1 protein-coding gene is annotated in these 1,517 nt (G+C 67.0%); it reads left to right on the forward strand.

Annotated elements, in window-relative coordinates:
- Positions 1–109: 109 nt before the first annotated feature.
- Positions 110–1,507: an NF041680 family putative transposase gene (locus AB0F10_RS45570; protein WP_360640854.1), complete on the forward strand. Its 1,398-nt coding sequence runs from the start codon at positions 110–112 to the stop codon at positions 1,505–1,507.
- Positions 1,508–1,517: the final 10 nt, after the last annotated feature.

A 1,517-nucleotide genomic window follows, 5' to 3' on the forward strand; every position in this document is an offset into this window, starting at 1 on the left:
AGCTTTCCGTTTAACGTCTGAGCTGGGATTAGTCGCTCTGTCGAGGGACTGGCAGGACGCGGCCACCTGGTCACTCTGAGGAGACGCGAATCTTCCTGGGGAGGACGAGGTGGCCGCTTTCTGTAGTTTCCCGCAGCCTGTGGATGGTGAACAGGGTGAACTTCACCGGTTCCGGGGCGAGGTCTATGACTGTTTTACCGGTCGGGCGGACGCGTTGTTCGACTTGCTCGATGGGATCTGCACGCCGGTCACGGTGGGTGGGGTCGCGCATGTGAGTCTGGCGGTGGGTGCTCGGCGTGGTCACGGCGCCGGTTATGCCGCTCTGTCCGTGGGCGGTGTCGACGCGGGCATGCTCAGAGATGTGCTGGCGGTGGCCCGGCCGGCGGGTTGGCTGCCGGATTTCGCGGTCGACGCGTCGGTCTGGGCGCGATGTGACGCGGAGTGCTCACCGGGGCGTGGGTTCTACTATCATCCGTCGCGGTCGTCGGCCGGGCAGCCGATTGTCGCGGGCTGGTGTTACTCCTGGCTGGTCGCGCTGTCCGGCGGCGCGGACTCGTGGACGGCGCCGTTGGACGCCCGCCGGGTGATCGTGGGTGAGAACCCGAATCTGGTTGCCGTTGAACAGATCCGGGCCTTGCAGCCACGTCTCGGACTGCTGAGTGTGGCCGGGTTGTTCGCGTTCGACGGTGGTTACGACCCGGTCCAGTTGTCGGTCGAGTTGGCCGGGGCTGGAGTGCAGATCGTGGTGCGGGTGCGTAACGACCGTGTGTTCTTCGGCCGGCCGGCTGCGCGGCAGCCGGGGCAACGGGGTGCGGGGCGCCGCCACGGTGCCCGGTTCGCCTGCGCGGACCGGGACACGTGGCCGGCGCCGCAGGTGAGTCTCGATGCTGACGACGAGGTCTACGGCCGGGTCGAGGTGAGTGCGTGGCATCGGCTGCACCCGCGGCAACGCACCTATCAGGAGGCTGGCACGAAGATGCGCATCGTCGAGGGCACGCTGATCCGGCTGCGGGTCTCCCGGCTGCCCGGGCGCCGCGAACGTGAACCGAAGACGTTATGGCTGTGGTGGCACGGCGACGACGAGTCTGATCTGGATTTGAATCGGGTCTGGCGGGCCTATATCCGCCGGTTCGACATCGAGCACACCTTCCGCTTCGCGAAACAGGCTCTGGGCTGGACCACCCCGAAGCTGCGAACCCCGGAGCAGGCCGACCGGTGGACCTGGCTCATCCTGGCCGCGTTGACCCAGTTACGCCTCGCCCGGCCCATGGTCGCCGATCACCGGCTGCCCTGGCAACGACCTCAACCCGTATCCGCGATGACCCCGGGCCGGGTCCGTCAGGGTTTCGGGCATCTACTACCTCAGATCGGCACCCCGGCCAACTGGCCGAAACACACCCGACCCGGCCCCGGACGCCCGAAAGGCTCCCGATCCACGCCCGCACCCCGCTACCCCGCCATCAGGAAATCCCAGGTCAAGACCCCGAAACGGCGAAATCAACGTTAAACAGAAAGCT

The organism is Actinoplanes sp. NPDC026623 (assembly GCF_040638275.1).
GTDB lineage: Bacteria > Actinomycetota > Actinomycetes > Mycobacteriales > Micromonosporaceae > Actinoplanes.